This is a genomic window from Burkholderia pseudomultivorans, from assembly GCF_001718415.1.
GTDB classification, from domain to species: Bacteria; Pseudomonadota; Gammaproteobacteria; order Burkholderiales; family Burkholderiaceae; genus Burkholderia; species Burkholderia pseudomultivorans_A.
Genome location: NZ_CP013377.1, coordinates 2,206,188 through 2,224,209, shown reverse-complemented (window position 1 = coordinate 2,224,209; position 18,022 = coordinate 2,206,188). Strand labels below are relative to the sequence as shown.

Genomic DNA, 18,022 nt, shown 5'->3' with positions numbered 1-18,022 from the left:
CTTCGGTGCGTGCGCCGGGGCGTCGCATGACCTCTTTTCGCTCGATCCCACGGTGATTCCGCATTCGTTCCTGCAGGATTTGCTGAACCGCGTCGATATCGTCGACGTGGTGGGCCGGTACGTGCAGCTCAAGAAGGGCGGCGCGAACTTCATGGGGCTGTGCCCGTTTCACAACGAGAAGAGCCCGTCGTTTACCGTCAGCCCGACCAAGCAGTTCTATCACTGCTTCGGCTGCGGCGCGCACGGCACGGCGATCGGCTTCCTGATGGAGCATGCGGGGCTGACGTTCCCCGAGGCCGTGCAGGAGCTCGCGCAGTCGGTCGGGCTGACCGTGCCGCACGAGCCGTCGATGCGCGGCGGCGGCGGCGGTGGCGGCGGTGGCGGCGATTATCCGGCGCCCGTGTCGAAATCGGTCGCGACCGCGCTGTCCGACGTGATGTCCACGGCCTGCGACTACTATCGCAAGCAGTTGCGCGGCGCGACGGCCGCGATCCAGTATCTGAAAAACCGGGGCCTGACCGGCGAGATCGCCGCGCGTTTCGGGCTCGGCTATGCGCCGGACGGCTGGCAGAACCTCGAAACGGCATTTCCCGACTATCGGGACGACGCGCTCGTCGAGGCGGGGCTGGTGATCGTCAGCGAGAAGACCGATGCGCAGGGCGTCGCGCGGCGCTACGACCGGTTCCGCGAGCGGATCATGTTCCCGATCCGCAACGTGAAGGGGCAGGTGATCGGCTTCGGCGGCCGCGTGCTGGGCGCCGGCGAGCCGAAGTACCTGAATTCGCCCGAAACGCCGCTGTTCAACAAGGGCAGCGAGCTCTACGGCCTGTTCGAGGCGCGGCTCGCGATCCGCGAGCGCAAGTATGCGCTGGTCGTCGAAGGCTACATGGACGTCGTCGCGCTCGCGCAGCTCGGCTTCCCGAACGCGGTCGCGACGCTCGGCACGGCCTGCACGCCGATCCACGTGCAGAAGCTGCTGCGACAGACCGACACCGTCATCTTCAGCTTCGACGGCGACTCGGCCGGCCGGCGCGCCGCGCGGCGCGCGCTCGAAGCGTGCCTGCCGCATGCGGCGGACAACCGCACGATCCGGTTCCTATTTTTGCCGCCCGAGCACGATCCGGACAGCTATGTCCGCGAGTTCGGCGCGGAGGCGTTCTCCGAGCAGGTGGAGCGCGCGATGCCGCTGTCGCAATTTCTGTTGAACGAAGCAATTGCCGGCAAGGCGCTCGACCAGCCGGAAGGCCGGGCCAAGGCGCTGTTCGATGCAAAGCCGCTGCTGCAGGCGCTGCCTGCGAACGCGTTGCGCGCGCAGATCATGCACATGTTCGCGGATCGCCTCGATATCCCGTTCGAGGAAGTGGCGGGGCTGTCCGACGTCGATGCGCGGATCGCGGCGGCGCCGCGCCAGGCGCCTGCGCGCAGCGACCGGCGCCGCGTGACGGACAGCGAGAAGCGCGCGCTGCGCACGCTGGTGATGCATCCGCGGCTCGCGTCGCAGCTCGATGACGAGCAGATTGCGACCCTGCGCGCACTGCCGCGCATCGGCGAGCTGTTCGCCGAAGTCGTCGAGCACGCGCGCGCGCTCGGCGAAGGCGCGGAGTTCCGGCTGCTGTCCGACGTCCTGCGGACCTCCTCGAACAGCGCGACTTACGAGGAAATCTTCCGCGAAATTCTGGACTATGATGAAAACGTCCGCGATTTGCTGTTACAGAATCCGGAAGACGAGACGGTGTCCGAGCGGCAGCGTGAACAGGAACGGATCGCGGGGGAGGAACTGCAGGCGGCGGTGCTCAAGGTGCGCTACGACGCGTGCTGCGACCGGCTCGATCGGCTGGCGCGGCAATCCGCGTTCACGCCCGAGGAATTGGCCGAATTGAAGCACTTGAATGAGCAGCGAACCGACATGAAACGTCGGCTTGGGCTGTAGGCGGCCGGGGCGCCAGGAGAGGGCTCCCCAGCGTGCTATAATATAAGGTTTCCAGCGGTTTGTTTTCTAAGCAGAGGCGAGATTCGCGATGGCAAAGACGACAGGCGGAAAGAAAGCAACAGGCAAGGGCTCGACGGAGCCGACCAAGAAGGTCACAGCGGCCAAGTCTGCTTCTTCCTCCAGGACAACGTCTTCAGCCACATCAACCACTGCAAGAAAGAAAACCGCGGCCGGCACTGCTCAGGCTGCGCCGGCGCCGGCAGCCAGAACACGGGCTGCCGCCAGACCCGACTCCGGGCCGGCCAAGCCGGCGGCGAAGCGGGCAAGTGCGAAAAGCGCAAGGGACACGACTGCCGCGGCGGACGAAACGGCAGTACGTACTACTCATGCACCCACGGTTCAACCGGCTGTCGTCCAGCAGCCGCGAGTCGATATAGCCGGTACGGCGAACTCCATGACGAAAAAGCTGAACGAAGTATCCGTCGATGACGACGCAAATCAGAGCGACGAGCAGCCCGCAGCCGCGGCTGCACCGGGCAAATCCAAGGTGCGCGATCGTCGCGCCAAGGAAAAGGCGCTGCTGAAGGAAGCGTTCGCGACGAGCACGCCCGGCACGGCCGAGGAGCTCGAAGAGCGCCGCGTGAAACTGCGCGCGCTGATCAAGCTCGGCAAGGAGCGCGGCTTCCTCACGTACGCCGAAATCAACGACCACCTGCCGGACAACTTCACCGAGACCGAGGCCCTCGAAGGCATCATCGGCACGTTCAACGATATGGGCGTGGCGGTTTACGAGCAGGCGCCGGACGCGGAAACGCTGCTCCTGAACGACAACGCGCCGGCCGCGTCGTCGGACGACGAGGTCGAAGAGGAAGCGGAAGTTGCGCTGTCCACCGTCGATTCCGAATTCGGTCGCACGACCGATCCGGTCCGGATGTACATGCGCGAAATGGGCACGGTCGAGCTGCTCACGCGCGAAGGCGAAATCGAGATCGCGAAGCGGATCGAGGACGGCCTGCGCCACATGGTGATGGCGATTTCCGCGTGCCCGACGACGATCGCCGACATCCTCGCGATGGCCGAGCGCGTCGCGAACGAGGAGATCCGCGTCGACGAACTCGTCGACGGCCTGCTCGATCCGAACGCTTCGGACACCGACACGGACGGTTTCTCCGCGAAGGAAGCGGAAGAAATCGAGAACGAGGACGAGGACGCCGAAGAGGAAGAGGAAGAAGAGGAAGAGGAGGACGATGACGGCGCCGCGCAGGCGACCGCCAACGCCGCCCAGCTCGAAGCCCTCAAGCGCGCGTCGCTCGAGAAATTCGCGCAGATCAGCGAGTGGTTCGACAAGATGCGTCGCGCGTTCGAGAAGGAAGGCTACAAGTCGAAGTCCTACCTGAAGGCGCAGGAAACGATCCAGTCCGAACTGATGACGATCCGCTTCACCGCGCGTACCGTCGAGCGTCTGTGCGACACGCTGCGTGCGCAGGTGGACGAAGTGCGTCAGGTCGAGCGCCAGATCCTGCACATCGTCGTCGACAAGTGCGGGATGCCGCGTTCGGAATTCATCGCGCGCTTCCCGGGCAGCGAGACCGATCTCGACTGGGCGGAGAAGATCGCGGCCGAAGGCCACTCGTACAGCGCGGTGCTGTCGCGCAACATCCCGGCGATCCGCGAACAGCAGCAGCGCCTGCTCGACCTGCAGGCGCGCGTCGTGCTGCCGCTGAAGGACCTGAAGGAAACCAACCGCCAGATGGCGGCCGGCGAACTGAAGGCGCGCCAGGCGAAGCGCGAGATGACCGAGGCGAACCTGCGTCTCGTGATCTCGATCGCGAAGAAGTACACGAACCGCGGCCTGCAGTTCCTCGACCTGATCCAGGAAGGCAACATCGGCCTGATGAAGGCGGTGGACAAGTTCGAATACCGTCGCGGCTACAAGTTCTCGACGTATGCGACGTGGTGGATCCGTCAGGCCATCACGCGCTCGATCGCGGACCAGGCGCGCACGATCCGTATTCCGGTTCACATGATCGAAACGATCAACAAGATGAACCGCATCTCGCGGCAGATTCTGCAGGAGACCGGTCTCGAGCCGGATCCGGCGACGCTGGCCGAGAAGATGGAGATGCCGGAAGACAAGATCCGCAAGATCATGAAGATCGCGAAGGAGCCGATCTCGATGGAAACGCCGATCGGCGACGACGACGATTCCCATCTCGGCGACTTCATCGAGGACAACAACACGGTCGCGCCGGCGGACGCCGCGCTGCATGCCAGCATGCGCGACGTCGTGAAGGACGTGCTCGATTCGCTGACGCCGCGCGAGGCGAAGGTGCTGCGGATGCGTTTCGGTATCGAGATGAGCACCGATCACACGCTCGAGGAAGTCGGCAAGCAGTTCGACGTCACGCGTGAGCGGATCCGCCAGATCGAAGCCAAGGCGCTGCGCAAGCTGCGTCACCCGAGCCGTTCCGACAAGCTGAAGTCGTTCCTCGAAGGGAACTGATCTCCGGCTTTCCCTCCCGAACGCCACCGGTATTTGCAGGATGCCGGTGGCGTTTGTCTCCTTTGTTGTTACAATGCCGGCCCGGCGTCTTTGTCGGACGCGCGTGTCGTGCGCATCACTACTCATCAGGGCCTGTAGCTCAGCGGTTAGAGCAGTCGACTCATAATCGATTGGTCGCGGGTTCGAACCCCGCCGGGCCCACCAGCATTTTTCCTTTGCAGTCAATGCCTTACGAGATTCGCTCCTTGTCTTGGGGAGGTTTCCGGGAGGTAAGCGTGCTTTCGAGCCTCGCCATTTCGAGACTGTTCTGATTCCCGTCGATCCATTTCGAATAGGTGTTCAGGAACATCTCTACGCTATGGCCGAGCTGCTTCGCGCAGAACGCCGGCGTCATCCCAACCATCAACATCGCCGTCGCGTAGCTGTGTCGCATGTTGTAAGGGCGCCTGTAGCGTATGCCGAGGCGCCTGAGCATCGGTTCCCAGTATGTGCGGCGGAACGCGTCCTCGTCGTGCCATACCTCGTTGTACCGCGGGTCGAGGAAGACCCGGCCCCCAGCCATTTGAGTGAACTGGCGTTGTCGTTGCAGCGCCGCCATTGCTCGGCTGTTCAAGTGGACGAGCCGAGCAACTTTCGTCTTCGTTCGATCCAGTTGCTCGCCGCGTACGTAGGCCTTTGCTACCAGCATTGTCGCGCTGGCGAGGTCAATCTGCGGCCACTCGAGCCCGTATATCTCGGACGTCCGTAGGCCGGTCCAGAACCAAAATTCGGTGAGGTTGTGGACTTGCCCGGGGTACGCGCGCTCCGCCTCGGCAATGATTCGATCCGACTCGTCGCGATCAAAAGGATCGGGAGTCGGCTTTTGATGTTTCGCGCGCGGCACGGCTTCGGTGGGATTTTCCGCGATGAACTTGTCCGTTACAGCAAGCGCCAGAGCGGCGCGAAGGACAGACAGATAGTTGTTGATCGTCTTCCCGCTCAGGTCCGGGCGATTGGCGATCGCCGTCTGAATCTGTATCGCTTTGAGCGATCTGATCGACACGTCGGCGAGAGGCTTCGTATGTGCCTCGTCGCATGCGGTCTCCTTCCAGAACTTGATAGCCGTCGCGTAGCCGTCTCGGGTCGATCGCTCGATCCGTTGCGCAGCCAGCCACCTGTCGAGCCAATCTCCCAGGAGCAGCGAGGTGGCAACGCCATCCGACGGGAAGTATTCGGACATGACGAAGGTGCCATGCCGAATCCGGTCGCGGATCTCGGCAGCGACGCGCTTCGCATATTTCACGTTCGCCGGCGTGGGAAGCATGGGCTTCCCGTTCACCTTCAGCGTTTTGCGTTCTTCCCGGCCGTCCAGAACGAAGGACAGCCGGATCGATTTTTCTCGAATCTCTACGCCGTCGCCTTTTCGACCCATTGCTGGTACCCCCTAAGCGAAATGAAAATGCCGCCATCAGGCGATCGACGATACTCCCGGCCCTCGATCCACTTTCCGTCTTCGATTTTTCGACGGATAGCTTTTTCAGTCAGGCCCGTGATCATCGCGGCGAGTGCCACGGTGACGTACGGGGCCGGTGCGATGTGAGTAGGTGAGTTCACCATGCTACGATTCCCCTGTCTCAAAAAGGCGTTGAACCAATGCAGAAGAAGTTTGTGATGCGCGGGTACGAGATGAACTGCGGGCCGCGCGTGACCGAGGACGGCAGGTATGCCGCTCAGGTTGAGGTAACGAAGTTGGGTTTCAGCCGGGAGGCTGCTTTCCGGAAGCTTGGCGAATTCGGCACAGAGGCCGAGGCCGTCGCCTACGCGAAGAAATTTTCGGAAGAGTGGCTTAGCCGATACGCTTGAATTCGATCACCCACACCCAAGGGTTTGTATCCCAGCCATGCCCGCGCGTGGCGTTCAGGCTGTCCCACAGTTCGTGGAAGGCGCGGATGCTCGGCGGCCGGTAGGCGTCGGCGCGGTACCCGCGCAGGTGATGGTCTACGATCGTCACGCCTTCAGCCCGTGCATCCGGCTCGCTGATCGACTGCAGGCGTTCGGCGCGCACGCCGGTGATCTCGAGCGTGATGCGCGCCATTGACCGCGGCATGTGGATGGCGGGGCGCTTGCGCAGTTCGTATGGCTCGATGTAGTCGGGATCGTCTGATTCACCCCAGCCCCAGGCCGCAGCGTGCGCGCCTTCATCTGACTCGACGTACACCGGGCCGACCCAGCCATTGCGCTCGACGTCGTACGTTGTCTCGCGCACCCACAGACGATCGCCGACGCTCCCGTGCGGGCACGCGAGTTCATCGATGCTGCACCAGCCCGGGCCCTCGAGGTCGCAGAGATCTCCAGTTTCCTCGCCGCGTGCGGTGCCGCTGACATACCAGCCGAGCCCGGTCGGCATTTTGAACACGCGGCGCGTCTGCGTCTTCCGGCCTTCGAGGATGGCGCGCACCATCGGGCCGCTGAAAAGGATAGGGCGTTCTGTCATGCTACGATTCCTTGCCACAATTCGCGAGCAGCGGGCCATGTCAAATATCCATCCGATGAAGGCAGTGTCGATTGCAGAAATTGAAACGGCGATTGCACGCGCGATAGAGGCGGTTACGGGGTCTGCCGTCTCAGTTTCGATCTCGTCTCTGAACTTAGGCGAAGCGACAACTCTCGAATCTTTGACAGGCCAAATGCCAGGTGCGACGGTCAATTTGAGTGTCACGCCGGTGGCTCCGAAGGACGATCAAATTCCGTTTTAGCTCTGACGTCGCGCGACCCCGGCTGGCCACGACGGGCGGCGTCAGGCTGGACGAGCCCGAGCGATCGCGAGTAGGCGAGGTAGTGCTCGACCTTCGCCATCTTCTGCGACATCGCAACGTGGTCGGGTTCGAAGTGGAATTCCCCGAACGCGATGTCGTTCAGCCGCAGCACCATGGCATTCAGGTCGTTGAGCTCGGCATAGATGCGTTGCGCGTTCGTTTCGTCGCGGCCCGGCTGCGTCTCGCTCAGGCCGAAGTGGGCCGTTTTCAGCGCGATCTGCGCGACCTCGGCGGCTTCCTCGGCGATCTTGACGAGCAGGTATTGCGTGAGCGTCATCATTGCTTGGCTCCTTGGAGAAGGGCGCGCAGGGCGGCGATGTGCTCGTGATACGGGTTGCTTGCGATCGTCGCCTGCTCGTACCAGCCGATGACGAACTGGACCGCCTCGCGCTGCTCGTCCGTCAGCCCGACCCGAGCGTCTGCCTGCGCGGGCTGCGGCACGGCGGCAAGCGCTCGCTCCCATGCGCGGCGCGCATCACGTTCGTTCTGCCAGATAGCCATCAGGATTTCTGGCGTCGGATCGACCGGCACGAGCTTCCAGCCTGCCGGGATCGTCACCGCTTCCGCAGCCTGCGCGGTCGTCGCACCGATCCGGCCGAGCGCGATCGAATAGCTCTCGGCCAGGCGAGCGCCGGGCGCGCCTGCGTGCTCGATCATGTCGCGCTTCTTCGCGTCCGAGATGCAGTCGCGCGGGTCGTCAGCGCGCATCCATGCGACAGTCGCCCCTTCCGCCGCCGTCTCGTTGGCAGATGCGGCGCGGGCTTCGTTTGCCAGTCGGATAGCCTCGCGAGCAAAAGCGGCTCTCACCTTCATGTAGCTGCCGAACACATTGGGAATGCCGGCACTAACTCGTTCGAAAACATCGAGCCATTCCGCGTCGGTCAAATCGAACGCCGCCCGCTCGTCCGCCGGCGAGGGTGCGGGAGTCGCGGCGAGCGAGAAAATGCGCGTCATGACCGACTTGGCGTTGTACTTCCCTTGCTCGTCATCGAGAAACAGGCGGCACAAGCGCAGAACCTCTTGGCGCAGATCGTCGATCGGCGCTTCTGCGGTCTTCTCTCCGCACTCGATGCAGACGCGATCCTTCCGCACGTAATCGTGGGCGCAGGGTTCGGGCGATGCGGACTGATCGTCCGCCGGCGAGGGTGCGGGAGCAGGTTCCTCGATTGGGTTTTCACCGTTGATGCCGAAACGCGCGGGCGACCCAAGCGCCTTCAGGAGCGCGTTACAGGATTCCTGAATCCTCTCGGCGAACCAGCCGCCGATTCCGGTTTCTTTCTCGTAGGCGTTCACAGCGCCCATCAGCACTCGAAGCGCAGCATCGATAGGCGCTGCTGCGGGCTGAGAAACGGGGGATGCGGCGCGGATAGCGCATTCAATGGAACGCACAAGCTGGATTTCGTGCGGGGCTGGCGCGTACCCATAAGTCGAACGGTAAATCTCTGTTATGGCTTGGTCCGTCAGCGCATCAGCGCGGCTATTGTCGGTGGTCATGGTGGTCCTCATGCGTGCGTTGCGTAGACCGCATACGGGCCGTCTTCGCTGTCGCCGATTTCGAGCAGCCACCAGCCGGGCTCGGGCGACGGGTCCCACTCGGTGATGTCGAGGTTGCCGTTGTCGAAATACGAGACGTATGCCGGGTGATCGATGCTCTCGTTGTTGAGGTGGTAGATCGACGTCTTGATGCCGGCGCGCGTTTCGAGGTCTTCCCACTGCTGCGGCGTGCAATGCTCGGCGCCGTCCATCGTGACCGTCCAGAAGTGCAGCAGGTCCGGATGGATGAAGTAGCCGTCCTTGTCGCGCACGACGGGAATTTTCTGGAGCATCGGGGTGGTCGTCATGGTGTTTGGTCCTCAGATGGTCAGGATGTCTCGCGCGGCGAGGATGAATTGCGTCGCCGCTTCGGCGTTGATCGCGTTGCCGTAGGCGCGCAGTCGTCCCACTCGCGAGGGAGCCCCATCAACCAGCGGGAATGTGCCGGGTTCAACTGGCCGCCACTTTCCATCCCGGCACAGGAGCCAGTCAGCATCCCGCCAGACGCCGTTAGTCGGGCCGGTTCCGTTTTCAGGAAGCCAAGGTGCACCTGCGACGCAAGGCCCATGTTCACCTTGCGGCCACTCGGGTGCTGACCGGTCATTGACGTGTCCGGATGCGGACGCTTCCCGCCATTGCCGTCGGATGCCGCTGGCGTGTTCCAGCCCGCGAGCACTGCCGCATGATTCAACGTGACGTTCGACGTCGTGAAATTCGGCGCCGGCTTGCGCAATGCGTCCGAACTGGTTGTGGTCGGCCAGCCCGCCAGCCACGCCACCCGGCCGAGCAGCGCGTTCAGGGGCACGTTGGCGCATTCCGCGCCGTCCTTGTGATCGCGCGTGGTCGGCGTAGGCCAGCCAGTACGCCCGGTCCCGGATGTGCGGGGAGCCGACGCCCGCAGACGGAAACGGGAGACACCCGAAGGGGTAGTCCAACGCTTCCATATCAGCGTGTACAAGGTCGACCCAAGGATCGACAGCCGAGCTCGCAACCTGCTCTCCAAAGATGACTGGAGGTCGGCGCTCGCTGATGAGCCAGTACCACGCAGGCCACAGGTGCCGCTCGTCATCAAACCCAGCTCCTTTGCCTGCCGCGGAGAAAGGTTGGCACGGACAGGAACCGGTCCAAACAGGTCGATCGTCAGGCCAGCCTGCGCGTCGAAGCGCGTGCGACCAGACGCCGATTCCGGCGAAGAAATGGCACTGGTCGTAGGCTCGCAGGTCATCAGGTCGGACATCCTCAATACTCCGTTCGTCGACGTCGCCAGGAGCGATGTGCCCGGCGGCGATCAGGTTGCGCAGCCACTGCGCGGCGTATGGGTCGTGCTCGTTGTAGTACGCGGCCATGGGTCAGTCGCCGCACATGCAGTCGATGAGGGCGTCATCCTCTTCAGGCTCGGGAAACGCGAGCGGGAACTGCTTCGCGTAGAACTCGGCTTCGCGCAGCAACTCGGAATATCGGGGGCGGTCATTTCGGAACGTGGCTTCCGACGGCCGCGATTCTTCGTTGATCCACCACGTGGCGAGATCAGGGCGCGAGACGAACGCACGAACGATCTTGTGCCGAGCCTTCAGGAAGCAGGCGTCGCAGTTGCCGAAGTCGCCCTCGGGGTCGAGCGCGAGATCGAACGGCTGCTCACGCCAGAACGTGAGCACGTCAGCCTTTCGAACTCTGGCGCGCGCGAGCGGCAAGTTCGGGATGCCGCCGCTGTTGTCTCGGCCGGGTGAGAGAAGGCGAGCAACGCGACGCGGTTCATCGGCGCGAATTCCCATCACGTTGTCCCATTCGGTGTAGCCCAGCGAACGCATGAACGATCTGCCGGTCTTGACCTTGAGGTTTGCCGTACACGTGCGCATGACCGGGTTCGGAAGGATGCCGAGCGCATCATTCAGTCTGGAGAACGGCTCACCTTTCCGGCTGGCTGTTTCGAAATCCACGATCCGCACATGGCACCGCGATCGCGATCCTTCTTCGAACCCGTCCCATTCGATCCAGGTGATAGGGACATGCCAGCGGCTGGCGCATTCTTCGATGAACACCAGCGTTTCCTCGCGCTCTTTGCCGGTGTTCTGGAATGTCACGATGCAATCGTTCGGCAGGCCGCCATTCGCTTCGAGCAACTGATGCAGCATGTATCCCGACGTGCGTCCGCCGCTAAAGCAGATCTGCGCCGGGCCCTCGATCAGGTATGGGTTACGCGAAGTCATCGCATCCTCTAAATCAGTAGATCAAGCCTCAATGGCAGGTGCTCGGCAGCGCTGGGTAGTCGAGCGTCTGCCGTTGAGGCCGGGAAGAAAAAAGAAGGGCGCCGAACAGGGCGCCCACAGGAAGAAACCGCGCGTCCGAGGCAACGGTAAGTGCGCGGTTTGGGGTGGGGTGTCATGTTACGATTCGCACCAAAACTACGGGGGGGTGCGATGAAGCGGAGTGTTTGCTATTACGTCTCAGGTGTCGTCGTTGGAGTGATTGCGATAGCGGGGTATCGCTACGTCGACTGGGGCAATCTCAAATCAGCGGACTGGGCTGCGTGGGTTCAGGCGGTTGGGTCAATTGGCGCCATACTGGTTGCGATATGGGTCTCGCATAGTGGTCTTCGTGCAATCGAACGTCAGCGTAAATACGACGCATCGCAACAGTCAGATCGACTTGCAATTGTGACGCTTGCGATTGCCGTAGATGTCACAAGTTTTCTTCAGCGCGCCCATGAGTATTTGAAAGAAAAGCCCGTGGGCGTACAGGCGCTCAATGAATCGGACTATCAGGACATTCTCAGCCAAATCGCCGAGGCGAGACGAGTTGACAGTTCGGTGAAATACTGGGGAGCGCTTTCTGTCCTGCGTGGGATATTGGTTGAAGCAGCCGACCGAATGCGCCACACCAACACCACCGATGTAACCCTTAAATCCTGCATTTCAGGGTGCTTCGAACGGGCGAGTAAAATGCGCCACGAATTTCAAAATGACCTGCGGAAGGCGGGGATTGTTGATGATGCGAGTTCTCAAGCTCAGAAGCAAGCAGCAGGTAAAGAGCAATTGCTGCAGCAGCGCCAAACCAAATTTTGAGGATCTTCAAAGCAATACTCCCGCACGGTAGGCAACACAGAGGAACCAGACACAGCCGATAGCGACGCCGCAAGCTATTGCGACGGCGATTCCCTTGACGACGTACCCGTGAAGTTCATCGCAGGACGCGAGCAGGGCGTTATCGCTCGGTGCTCGCGTAACAAGCGATCGTTTGTTTTGCGGAAATACAGGCTGAAGGCTGTTCATTGGTCCCTCTTGATTGTTTTTTGGTCTCGTCAGTACGCGCCTAACGCGTAGAGAACCGGGCGACTGTGCTGCGTGGCCGCCCGTTCTTTCGACCTGTTACGCGAGCGCGCTTTCTCCCCACCAGTTTTCGACGGCACGACCATCGGCGCACCGGTAGCGAACGAGGTAGGTGTTCTCGGCCGCTGCGTATTCGGCACGGCCGATCACTTCACCGCTTTCGCCGCTGGCCTCGATCGATACGTCGCTGCCGACTGCAAATTTGAAATTGCTCATGTTTTTGCTCCGAGAGATACAGCGTGGTTAAAGGATCGCAGTCATCGTTGTGCTGCCGTTGCCGTGGTCGGTTCGCAACATCAGCGGAGTTCCGGCGAACAGCTCAGGGCGAAGTACGCTAGCGCGTCGAGCCGCGAAGTCGGGCGGTTGTTGATGCGCCAGAGAAACCGGCCGCGCTTGTCGCAGACCGTGCGGATTTCAGTGCCGTTGAACCGCGCAACCGCATGGCCCACCGTCTTTGCGATGCGCGTGTTGCGCTTGAAAATCTCGATCAGTTCGTCGCTCACGTCGTTCTCCTGTAGCGGGCGGGGTTACTCGTATGCTGAGCCTGCACGTTCGGCTTCGCGCTCGCACATGCCGGCGTGAATCTCGTTGATCTTCGCGATGACCTTTTCGCGACGCTCTTTCGAGCCGATCATCATGAAAACGTCAGGGAGCGCGCCGTCCAGCGTCCCATCGATGTCCATCGCCATGTGAGCCGTGCGCACCTTCGCCTTCAGCCAATCCGGTTTCGTTTGCTTCGTTGCCATCGTCATTCCCTTTCGTGTTGCGTTGGTCAATGTTTGCGCTTGCTGCCTGCGCGCTGACCGAGATCGAACGCAGCGACGAGCAGTAGAGCGGCGGCGAAAGCGCCAAGACCAACGCCGATAAGTAGCGTTGTCATAATTTGGTATCCGAAATGAATTGAGGCCGGCTAGATTTCTGGCGGCCTGACTGCGCTCACGGAATGGCACTGAAGGTCAATGCGATTCAATCAGGGCAGTCACAGAACAGCACTCAGGGAGGGCGCCTCGATTCCACCAAACGGAGACCGTATGCGTTTACGGGCTATTTAGAGCCGCCGCGCCGGCTTGAGGCGCCCTCACTGAACGTTGTTGCATTACTCGCGCGCCCGACTACTCCCGGCCGTGCCGGCTCCGGGTCGCGCGAGGTTTGTGCCGATTACGACGCCATCGGACACGTATTGCTGGCTGTCTTGCATCAGGTTCGCTCGGCGCACAGCGGCTTTCCGCTGGGTCCGCCCTGACTCACGACGCAGATCGCGCCGGCCTGTCGCCTGCTTACGCAAGCTCGGCTTACCTTCGATTGTCTGGACGATGCCGGTACAACTTCACCGGGCCGTCTAAGGAGCGATCCGCCGGGGCGGTGGCGCAGCGTTCAATGTTGCGTTGGGATAAATCTTGGGACATATAAGACCTGATGTCAAGACTTTTGTGTCCTGTCCGTGAGACTTAAGCGTCTTGGTTGCTATCAGGCCCGGGAATGTGCTGGACGTTGCGCAAATAAGCCCGCAGAGCGCGGGCTTCGTGGATGACGCGTGAACAGTAATGCGTCGAGATTGCTTGATCGTAGGGGCACGGCACGTGCCCGTGGAGGCCGCTACTGTCCGTTCGATGATGGAAGAGAGGCATACCGACGGAGTCCCATTCGTATCTCGGATGTTGGAACCCTGATGTCACCAATCCGATCGTGAATCTGTTCCCCGAATTTCTGTACGTTGAGGAGTGCCTGAACCAGATCACGGGTGACCGGCCTGAGTTCATCGTTGAGGCTGCGCAGCTCGGCGTGTCGATTCCAGCGGCTTTCGGCCTTCGGATCCGAAATGTTCGATGTGGCTGCCGCGCGCAATCTCAACTCAATATCATTCTTTTTGTTAATTAGTTGGATGGTTCGCAGTCCGTCCGCAGCGTATGCAAGGAATAGATCGTTCAACTGATCGCTTTCAACGAGTGCCGCTAGTCCTCGTGGCGGAGTCCGCGGGGAGTACTTTCCCTCGGAATTGTTGATGTCTTCTTCGTTGCGCGTTCTATCCATCTTCAGCACCCTCTCAACGGTGCGAGATACATATTCCGCATCGCGGGATATCTGCTCTCTTTGGACTTCCCTAACGTGCATCGTGTAGACACCAAGCGCCGCAGTGACAATTGCCACAACTAAGAAACTGGTTGCGGCAACACGGATTTGCTTACCTTTCATATACGTCCCCGGATTTGAGCACAGATGTTTGAAATTGTAATAATTGAAATTATACCGGGCGATAACACGTCAAAGGCAGGGTCGTGCTCTTTGAACGGTTGAATGTAGAGGACAGGGTTCCGTCAGGGCTTGATGCTGCGTGCGCGGTGTTTGCTGACTGGCTCTCGGAGGCCCAGGACTGTTTTGAAAACGAGGAGATCGAGGTGCTGGCGTGGCAGGCAACTGCGTCGACCGCGCCAGCGTCGGGGGTAAAAACAGCGTTGAATCCCGCCGCTGCTTGGCCGTTTCCCACTGGCTCCCGGCCGTGACGGCTTAATCCTTTTGCCGGGGGAACTTGTCTTCGCAAAATGAAAAGCCCCGCTCGGGCGGGGCAATTTGCATCTAATTTGATTAGAGGCGAATCAATGTAGGCGACCTTGACTTGCGACGGGCTCAGTTCTCTCGGCGCGCATAAGTCGCGGTCGACCAGCTTTGTCTGTTTCATATTCGCCGCTAACCTTTACAGTTTTGCCAAGGAGGCTTCTAGCTTCCTCTTGAGTAAACGCAGCGGCACACCGGATTGAGCCGACTCCTTGTATATTTCGGAGCTGGAAGCGACCGGCATCAAGGTCAATTTCTCGGATTTCTCCGATGAATGTGCCTTTGATTTTTTTTCCAAACAATGGAGATCGCAGCGCCTCTCTAAGAATAATGCGCTCGCGCTGACCAAGGATGCCAAAGTCTCCATTCGCAGAGGCAACCTCGACCGTCACCAAACCGGACGAAACAGTCGGAGCCAACCTCATCGCTGCAAACATAGCCGCATCACGGACAGCCGGATCAGTCAGGGCTTCGGTGATTTCACGATCGACAATTCCTTGCTCAGTGAATTGCGGAATAAGGGAAACCGATTGAGCCGCGCGGACTATCGTGTCGAGCGCAGCATTGTCGGCTTCTTCGAAGCCAATCTGTGATTCAGGGCGACTTACAGCGAAACCCATAAAGATACTTCCGGGAACGACTCCGGTAACGTTCCATTGAATCTTTTTTGCAATCGCAAGTGTGTCGCCGTTTGCTGGTAGTGCCGCTTCCGCAAGCAGCACCAACTGCTGCTTAACTTTTGCACTAAGCCAATTGACCGCCCGAAGCTGCATAGATGAACCCATCGCGGCGGGCCCTTCGGCGTGCACAACGATCTCCGAAGAATCCTTCATCTGGGCTATAGGCAATTCCTCGGCATATAGCTTTGCCAGCATGTCGTGCAGAGGTCGTAAAATTGCCTGCCGTTCTTTGTCAGATAAATTCTCGCCGACTTCCGAATTCATGGCCGACATCCACGCTGCGATCTGCCCATGGATGATGCTGGCTCTAGCGTGAAGTTGGTTTACCCATGTATCCATTGCGTTACCTCGATAATCCCGCGCTTATCTTTCGCCTGGAGGTGCTTGATAGCTGCAGTCTTGTCTCCAACGTACTGAAAGAATTGAGAAAAGTCGTTTGCTCCCGGCTGTTCAATAGAAAGATAAAAGTCTACCTCGTAGCGAGCTTTGATGGAATCGTGTTGTCCGCTCAGGTTGAACGCTTTCTGCCAACCGTCGGGAAGCTGCAGTTCGGCCCGCTTGATAGTGAGGCAAGCCTCGATGTCATTAGGGTAGGGCTTGTCACTGAATGTGCTCCCGGCCAAAAACAGGGGACACATTGGAAATTGTGGGCGGAGGTGCGTTAGCGCGAATTCTCTGGCGTTGCTGAGCAACGTGGTTCGTCTCACGTCATGGACGAAGTACGAACTGACCTCTGCCCAGGTCGCAGAGTGAATACCGGCCGGCAGCAGCCCGCGCATGTCAAATGGTGGAATCACTGAGTACTCGGCGTGCTTGGTTCAAACGGGGGGTCAACGGCGATGCTCGTAGTGATTCCCCGTCCTCGAATTCATATACTTCCCGCCCTTATGCGATGAACCATGGCCGCCAGCATAGTGTCCGCCCTTTGCCGAGGTGATGGCAGGTGCCGCGAGGGCAACGCAGAGGATGGCTGCGACGATCTTTTTCATATTATATGGTCTCTCGATGCGTGGTTTTGGACCTGCGTCGGCGCTGGGCCGGAACGAGGCTGATCAATTATAGCGATGTGCGTCGCGCCATGCTTTCAAATTAAGTATCTGCTGACACCAGTTGAAAGCTTCCCAGTTCTGCCGCTAAACTACTGTACATGCATACAGTGTTCTAGGTAGGTAAGCGGGGGCAAGGGTGAATCGAGAGACGAGTGTCGGTGGGTTGCGGTGCAGGCCGGGGGATTTGGCGCGGGTGGTGAAAGCATGGAATCCGGCGCTGGTCGGCAGGATTGTGTTGATCAAAGCGGCCCATTCGCAGACAGAATGGGTCGTCACCCTGTTAGGTGAGCCTGGGGTGACGCTCACAAAAAATAGAAAAAGGCTGGTCGCCGGCAATAGCGCGCTTGCTTACGATTCGGGGCTTGAGCCGATTCGAGCCGTCGAGCTGGACGGCATTAGCCGGGCTACGGTTGCAGGTGGGGGCGATCCCCGTCACCCCTAGCTGGGTCCGAGAACGCGATCGTTGCAAGCAGGGACTTGATTGACCTGAACACCTCGGACGACAGCCCAGCCGCATCCGCATTCACAATCACGTCGACTAGGGCTAGCGCGTCAGGGCTCAAGTTTTCCCATGATCGGGGTATGGGGAGCTGCTGGCTCAACGCTGCGTCTGCCGTGCCGTGCCCGATAAGGGCGACAGCGCTTTTCCCGACAGTTTTGGCGATGATGTCGACCGTGGAAAGCTGGACGTCTTTGTCGCCAGAGCGAACGCGATTCACTGTCCGGGCAAAACTCTCCGCGCTCTCAACCAAGCCGAGGGTGTGCGCCCGCTGCGCGAGTTCGCGCCCGCTGGCGAATTTCCTTCCGTCCCCGATAAGTTCATCGACGGCGATTCTCAAATTTTCGCGTAGGTCACTCATGTCCCAGAGAGTAGTGAGTTGCTCGGGACTTATGTGTCTTGTTTGTTGGGACAAATAAGTCTATTATTGGGCCATGAACGAACTCACCTTCATCCGGTCGTGGCTTTGCGAGAAGCGCGGGAAGTGGGCCCGCATCGCTGCAGATACCGGGCTCAGCTCAAAGACCGTTCAACGGATCGCTCGAGGCGAAGTAACGTCGGTGAGCTTGCGGACCTATGTCTTGCTGCGTGACGCGATGCTCGCCCAACAAAAGGAGACCGCATGAAGCGCCTGTACGCAGGTTTGGTCCTCTGGCTTCTGGCGCGGTGGAATATCCCGGCCCACCGCTCAGGCGGATCGATCGTGTTGCATGGAGATGAAGTGCGCGGGGTCGATCTGGTGAGCAGGCGGGTCGTGTGGCGAATTTCGAAAAACGGTTCGATCGCGGTTACTGGCGCCGCAGTACAGCCGTCAGGAGATCGCTCCGATCGGCAAGCAGGGCTCTGAGGGGGCTTTCGAACGCTTCCTGGTCGCCCGACGATGGCGGGGATGCCAAGAAATAGGAAACGCAGTCCTCCAGTGCCGTTTGATTGAAGCCTGGGGAGTCTTGAATCGATGCCTTCAGCGCAGTCAGCGCGGCCAGCACGCCGAATCGGAAACTGTCCAGTTCGTGAAGTAGTTGTTCGTTTGATGTGGTCATGCGAACCCCGTTGTGTGGTTGTTGATGAGGTCAGAGGCTTCGATTCTCGCATAGCGGTGGTTCGCAACTAGTTGTGATGTACGCAGTTTAGAAATTTCGACCTTCAAGGTCATT

Annotated in this window: 20 protein-coding genes, 1 tRNA gene and 1 pseudogene; 7 read left to right on the top strand and 15 right to left on the bottom strand. The window is 60.3% G+C overall.

Annotated elements, in window-relative coordinates:
* Positions 1-52: 52 nt before the first annotated feature.
* The 3 genes from dnaG to WS57_RS09485 all read left to right on the top strand — a co-directional run bounded on the left by dnaG (position 53) and on the right by WS57_RS09485 (position 4,637).
* Complete coding sequence (dnaG, locus tag WS57_RS09500; protein ID WP_059518974.1) at positions 53-1,930, top strand: DNA primase; 1,878 nt, start codon at positions 53-55, stop codon at positions 1,928-1,930.
* Positions 1,931-2,018: 88 nt separating this feature from the next.
* Positions 2,019-4,433: an RNA polymerase sigma factor RpoD gene (gene rpoD / locus WS57_RS09490; protein ID WP_080293055.1), complete on the top strand. Its 2,415-nt coding sequence runs from the start codon at positions 2,019-2,021 to the stop codon at positions 4,431-4,433.
* Between the two features lie 128 nt (positions 4,434-4,561).
* Positions 4,562-4,637, top strand: a tRNA-Ile gene (locus WS57_RS09485).
* A 25-nt stretch (positions 4,638-4,662) separates the two neighbouring features.
* Here the strand turns inward: WS57_RS09485 and WS57_RS09480 are convergent.
* Both WS57_RS09480 and WS57_RS35640 read right to left on the bottom strand, forming a co-directional pair.
* A complete protein-coding gene (locus tag WS57_RS09480) occupies positions 4,663-5,844 on the bottom strand; it encodes a site-specific integrase (RefSeq protein ID WP_069244112.1) in 1,182 nt (393 codons plus the stop codon).
* Positions 5,820-6,029 carry an excisionase gene (locus WS57_RS35640; RefSeq protein WP_081056893.1) on the bottom strand — a complete coding sequence of 70 codons (210 nt, stop codon included), beginning with the start codon at positions 6,027-6,029 and terminating at the stop codon, positions 5,820-5,822. The genes WS57_RS09480 and WS57_RS35640 overlap by 25 nt, the downstream gene beginning before the upstream one ends.
* A 36-nt stretch (positions 6,030-6,065) precedes the next feature.
* On the opposite strand from WS57_RS35640, the gene WS57_RS09475 reads away from it, so the two are divergent.
* A complete protein-coding gene (locus WS57_RS09475; protein WP_059601750.1) occupies positions 6,066-6,275 on the top strand; it encodes a hypothetical protein in 210 nt (69 codons plus the stop codon).
* On the opposite strand, the gene WS57_RS09470 is transcribed toward WS57_RS09475, so the two are convergent.
* From WS57_RS09470 to WS57_RS09445, 6 genes are all read right to left on the bottom strand, one after another.
* Complete coding sequence (locus tag WS57_RS09470; RefSeq protein WP_069244111.1) at positions 6,259-6,906, bottom strand: hypothetical protein; 648 nt, start codon at positions 6,904-6,906, stop codon at positions 6,259-6,261. The genes WS57_RS09475 and WS57_RS09470 overlap by 17 nt on opposite strands.
* A 221-nt stretch (positions 6,907-7,127) precedes the next feature.
* The gene (locus WS57_RS09465) at positions 7,128-7,508 is read right to left on the bottom strand and encodes a hypothetical protein (RefSeq protein WP_069244110.1); all 381 of its coding nucleotides are present in this window, start codon (positions 7,506-7,508) and stop codon (positions 7,128-7,130) included.
* A complete protein-coding gene (locus tag WS57_RS09460) occupies positions 7,505-8,722 on the bottom strand; it encodes a hypothetical protein (protein ID WP_155774281.1) in 1,218 nt (405 codons plus the stop codon). Before WS57_RS09460 ends, WS57_RS09465 begins: the two co-directional genes overlap by 4 nt.
* Before the next feature lie 8 nt (positions 8,723-8,730).
* The gene (locus tag WS57_RS09455) at positions 8,731-9,069 is read right to left on the bottom strand and encodes a hypothetical protein (RefSeq protein WP_069244108.1); all 339 of its coding nucleotides are present in this window, start codon (positions 9,067-9,069) and stop codon (positions 8,731-8,733) included.
* 12 nt (positions 9,070-9,081) lie between these two features.
* Positions 9,082-10,107, bottom strand: coding sequence for a DNA cytosine methyltransferase (locus tag WS57_RS09450; protein ID WP_069244107.1), 1,026 nt, complete (start codon positions 10,105-10,107; stop codon positions 9,082-9,084).
* A gap of 3 nt (positions 10,108-10,110) precedes the next feature.
* Complete coding sequence (locus WS57_RS09445) at positions 10,111-10,968, bottom strand: hypothetical protein (protein ID WP_069244106.1); 858 nt, start codon at positions 10,966-10,968, stop codon at positions 10,111-10,113.
* Positions 10,969-11,178: 210 nt separating this feature from the next.
* On the opposite strand from WS57_RS09445, the gene WS57_RS36960 reads away from it, so the two are divergent.
* A complete protein-coding gene (locus WS57_RS36960) occupies positions 11,179-11,823 on the top strand; it encodes a hypothetical protein (RefSeq protein WP_155774280.1) in 645 nt (214 codons plus the stop codon).
* 303 nt (positions 11,824-12,126) lie between these two features.
* Here the strand turns inward: WS57_RS36960 and WS57_RS37580 are convergent, their stop codons facing one another.
* The 4 genes from WS57_RS37580 to WS57_RS36955 form a co-directional block, all read right to left on the bottom strand.
* A complete protein-coding gene (locus WS57_RS37580) occupies positions 12,127-12,303 on the bottom strand; it encodes a hypothetical protein (RefSeq protein ID WP_167361719.1) in 177 nt (58 codons plus the stop codon).
* Positions 12,304-12,383: 80 nt separating this feature from the next.
* Positions 12,384-12,590 (bottom strand): hypothetical protein, encoded by a 207-nt coding sequence (locus tag WS57_RS09440; RefSeq protein WP_069244105.1) that lies wholly within the window; start codon positions 12,588-12,590, stop codon positions 12,384-12,386.
* A 24-nt stretch (positions 12,591-12,614) separates the two neighbouring features.
* Positions 12,615-12,839, bottom strand: coding sequence for a hypothetical protein (locus WS57_RS09435; protein ID WP_069244104.1), 225 nt, complete (start codon positions 12,837-12,839; stop codon positions 12,615-12,617).
* A gap of 844 nt (positions 12,840-13,683) precedes the next feature.
* Positions 13,684-14,280, bottom strand: a complete 597-nt coding sequence (locus tag WS57_RS36955; protein ID WP_155774279.1) for a hypothetical protein — start codon at positions 14,278-14,280, stop codon at positions 13,684-13,686.
* 218 nt (positions 14,281-14,498) lie between these two features.
* On the opposite strand from WS57_RS36955, the pseudogene WS57_RS35630 reads away from it, so the two are divergent.
* Positions 14,499-14,588, top strand: a pseudogene (locus WS57_RS35630) (histone); the annotation flags it as partial.
* A 93-nt stretch (positions 14,589-14,681) separates the two neighbouring features.
* On the opposite strand, the gene WS57_RS36950 reads toward WS57_RS35630, so the two are convergent.
* On the bottom strand, positions 14,682-15,659 hold the full coding sequence (locus WS57_RS36950) for a hypothetical protein (protein ID WP_155774278.1): 978 nt from the start codon (positions 15,657-15,659) through the stop codon (positions 14,682-14,684).
* A complete protein-coding gene (locus tag WS57_RS09430) occupies positions 15,644-16,117 on the bottom strand; it encodes a DUF6932 family protein (RefSeq protein ID WP_155774277.1) in 474 nt (157 codons plus the stop codon). Before WS57_RS09430 ends, WS57_RS36950 begins: the two co-directional genes overlap by 16 nt.
* 1,185 nt (positions 16,118-17,302) lie before the next feature.
* Between WS57_RS09430 and WS57_RS09420 the strand changes: the two genes are divergently transcribed.
* Positions 17,303-17,494 carry a hypothetical protein gene (locus WS57_RS09420; protein ID WP_059601776.1) on the top strand — a complete coding sequence of 64 codons (192 nt, stop codon included), beginning with the start codon at positions 17,303-17,305 and terminating at the stop codon, positions 17,492-17,494.
* A 162-nt stretch (positions 17,495-17,656) separates the two neighbouring features.
* Here WS57_RS09420 and WS57_RS09415 read toward each other — a convergent pair whose 3' ends face one another.
* On the bottom strand, positions 17,657-17,908 hold the full coding sequence (locus WS57_RS09415; RefSeq protein ID WP_069244102.1) for a hypothetical protein: 252 nt from the start codon (positions 17,906-17,908) through the stop codon (positions 17,657-17,659).
* Positions 17,909-18,022: the final 114 nt, after the last annotated feature.